Here is a 2,899-nt window from a genome sequence, read left to right as displayed (position 1 = left end):
GTTATGCTGAACAATTTGTCCAAAAATTCGGATTAAATTTGCAATCTACCATTTAATTTATCGCGAAAATTAGTCCATAATTGATCCGGCGTCGCACCATACAGGTCTTTTCGTTCCACCCATTGATTATTCCCAGTCGTTAAAGTTTTAACAACTTCTTTTTCAAACGACAGTTCCAACATAAAAACAGTCCTTCCCCCATCTTTAAATTACTCACTAGTTTATTATACGCGAACTTCCTAGCGTTTAGGCTTCATAATTTAATATAGCTAGGATACAAATAAAGCCAAATAGACAAGCATCAAAAAAACGGAAGGTTAATTATTAAGTAACCGTTCCGTCCTTTTATGTTGAAACATTTCGAATTTCTGGTAGTGGGATAAACTGATCAGCGTCAATCACAATCTCATTGGCATTGTAACCATGGATCAAGGTGGTGACATCTGGCAAATGACGGTTGTTTTGGTCAACCGTTTTTAGTTGAATGGTCACTGGTTGTTGACGCTGGTATGCGTCTGCCAGTAGTTGGGTTATCTCTGCTAAGGATTGTTGCGGTCGCGGAACGTATACTGCATTCAACTGCTGGTTCTGTTGGTTTAAAGCGGCAGTATGATCGGATAAATAGAAGCCCTGCCATTTCATCATGCCCCGGTCATGATAATCATGTTCAAAAAAATGCTTAACGGTGGCTAAATCAAATTCTTGATTATTCAAGGGGCACCCGCTTTCGTTGAATCAGCTTTTGGCTTGCCGGCCACCGTTCCCCAGTAAAGCCGATAAATTCGACCGTTAGCTTTATATCTTGTCGTAATGCTTTTAGTAACTTTTCTAAATCAGCTAAATCATAGTGAGCTAATTTATGTAGGGGGAACGGATTGCAAGCGCTCATTAGCCCGTTGACTGTTAAAAAACAGATTATAGGTCTGATCGTAGGTATCATTAGTCAACATTAACCAATAGCGGGTTTTGGGACGTCGCTTAAACAATAGGGTTAATCGCCCCTTAATAATCTCTATATCGCTATTCATAGCTATTACCTCCATTATGTCCGCCCACTAGTGAAGCCCGCTTGATAGCGATGCCCCCCTTTAATAAACTGGTCGCGTAAACTAGTTTGGTGAACCCAAATTGCCGGTGAATTTCATCAATCACCTGGTTTAACCGGCTACGGCGAATTTGGTTACGCGGTGTTTCAAATAAATTAAGTTGTTGGCCGGAGTTGGCACTTAGTTTACTGCTATAAACACCAATATTCCGGACCGCTTGACCGTCCCAATTCTGACGGAATAACCACAATAATTGTTGTGTCAAAACTTGATTGTCGTTAGTTGGTTCAATTTTTAAAGCTTGGTGAAAGCCACCGCGACCATCTGCTTCAGCTGCGGCATAGGAAAACCCAATGCTTAGCGATAGACAACCGGCCAGTTTGTGGTGGTGCCGAAGCCGCGCCGCCACCTGTTCACCAATTTCTTTAATGACCGTTTCAATTTCGGCTTGGTTAAAATAGTCCCGTGGCAGCACTTGTGAATTCCCCAGGCTAGCTGCTTTAACCTTAATTGGTTCCGTGACTTGTGCGCGATCAATTCCCCAGGCTGTAGCAAATAACTGGCTACCAATGACGCCAAGCTGCTGTTTGAGTAAATAAGGGTTGGTATGGGCTAGCTCATACATATTGTGAATGTGAAGGCGGTTCAAACGTTTAGCCATACGGGGGCCAATCCCCCAAACGTCCGTTAATTCAGTAATTGACCAAATTTTATCCGGCACAGTTTCGTAATGGATTTCACCGATCAATTCATGATTATGTTTAGCGTAAAGGTCTAAGGCTAATTTAGCTTGCACCGGATTGTCACCAATTCCCACGGTGGTATACAAGCCTAACTTTTGTCGAACTGTCTTTTGAATCAAGCGCGCCACTTCGCGAACAGAATTGCCAAACAGCCGCCAAGTATGGGTCATATCAAGAATGCTTTCATCAATTGAATACGGCCAAACTTCTTTTTCAGTGGTAAATTGATGAAAGATCTGATTGATCTGCAAATTGCGTTGAATATAAAGGTTCATGCGCGGTGGCACGACCCACAACCTGGGATCATTAGGTAAATCACGTTTACGGGAGACATTGGCTTTAAGATGAAAGACATGCTTAGCTTCGGGTGACGTGGCCAAAATGAGTCCGCCATTGGTGTTTTCGGCTTCACTAAGGACAACTAACGGGACTTTTAAGGGATTAAGCCCCCGAGCAACGGCTTCGCAACTAGCATAAAAGGACTTGTTATCGATTAAGAAGAACACGCCATGCGGTTCATCATCAAAAAACATTTAGATCACTTCCGTTAGCTTTTACCTGTATTGTAGCACAAAAGCAAACGTGTGTTCCCTCGAACTGCTAGAAAGCTGATTAAAAATAGTCGAAAGTCAATTATAGTCATGCTATAATGTAGACAGAAAAAAGGAAGTCCCGCTAGAACAGAACTTCCCATGTAGAGCCGTTTAAGACGGTGGCAAACTTAATAGATTAGACTAAAAATAATCCATCTGCTCGCCAAAGCTAAGACGGATTATTTTTTTTGCTGACTTTTGATCAGCTCAACAATTAATGCAATTAAGGCTACGATAAACGTACCGAAAGCCAGCATTAATTGTAAAGCGTCCGACACGGACACTTAGGCTACTCCTTTCGTTAGGATTTATGGGCTTTAAGGTTTTAACACCATAAGCACCACCTCCGATCGGAAATAGCCACCGCCTTAACTTCTCTACAAGTTATAAGTATACAGTAAAATTAAGGGCCTACCAAGTTCAGCAAAGGACAAAGATAGCTAAAAATATTGATAGAGGAGTGGTACCCTGTCAATAAAATAGACAATTTAAATAGAGACTTTTTTGTCCTATGCCA

Annotated in this window: 3 protein-coding genes and 2 pseudogenes; all 5 read right to left on the bottom strand. The window is 41.7% G+C overall.

The annotated features are described in order from the left end of the window. Positions 1-50: 50 nt before the first annotated feature. Positions 51-182: pseudogene (locus tag DY78_RS15830) on the bottom strand (type I restriction endonuclease subunit R); the annotation flags it as partial. Positions 183-345: 163 nt separating this feature from the next. Beyond that, a complete protein-coding gene (locus tag DY78_RS11715; RefSeq protein WP_029779188.1) occupies positions 346-714 on the bottom strand; it encodes a hypothetical protein in 369 nt (122 codons plus the stop codon). Continuing rightward, positions 707-1,028 (bottom strand): annotated as a pseudogene (locus DY78_RS11710) (acetyl-CoA carboxylase). Before DY78_RS11710 ends, DY78_RS11715 begins: the two are co-directional and overlap by 8 nt. Beyond that, positions 1,021-2,322 (bottom strand): Y-family DNA polymerase, encoded by a 1,302-nt coding sequence (locus DY78_RS11705; protein WP_024626266.1) that lies wholly within the window; start codon positions 2,320-2,322, stop codon positions 1,021-1,023. Before DY78_RS11705 ends, DY78_RS11710 begins: the two are co-directional and overlap by 8 nt. A gap of 239 nt (positions 2,323-2,561) precedes the next feature. Continuing rightward, positions 2,562-2,639, bottom strand: a complete 78-nt coding sequence (locus DY78_RS11700; RefSeq protein ID WP_076661461.1) for a putative holin-like toxin — start codon at positions 2,637-2,639, stop codon at positions 2,562-2,564. Positions 2,640-2,899: the final 260 nt, after the last annotated feature.

Source organism: Lactiplantibacillus fabifermentans DSM 21115 (assembly GCF_000498955.2).
In the GTDB taxonomy this organism is placed as follows: Bacteria; Bacillota; Bacilli; order Lactobacillales; family Lactobacillaceae; genus Lactiplantibacillus; species Lactiplantibacillus fabifermentans.
Note: the sequence above shows the minus strand (reverse complement) of the source record. Positions and strands in the feature narration are given on the sequence as shown.

Bases quoted from the DNA above. Each gene is read 5' to 3' on its own strand.
- DY78_RS11705 (WP_024626266.1), bottom strand. From the start codon at position 2,322: ATGTTTTTTGATGATGAACCGCATGGCGTGTTCTTCTTAATCGATAAC.
- DY78_RS11700 (WP_076661461.1), bottom strand. From the start codon at position 2,639: ATGCTGGCTTTCGGTACGTTTATCGTAGCCTTAATTGCATTAATTGTT.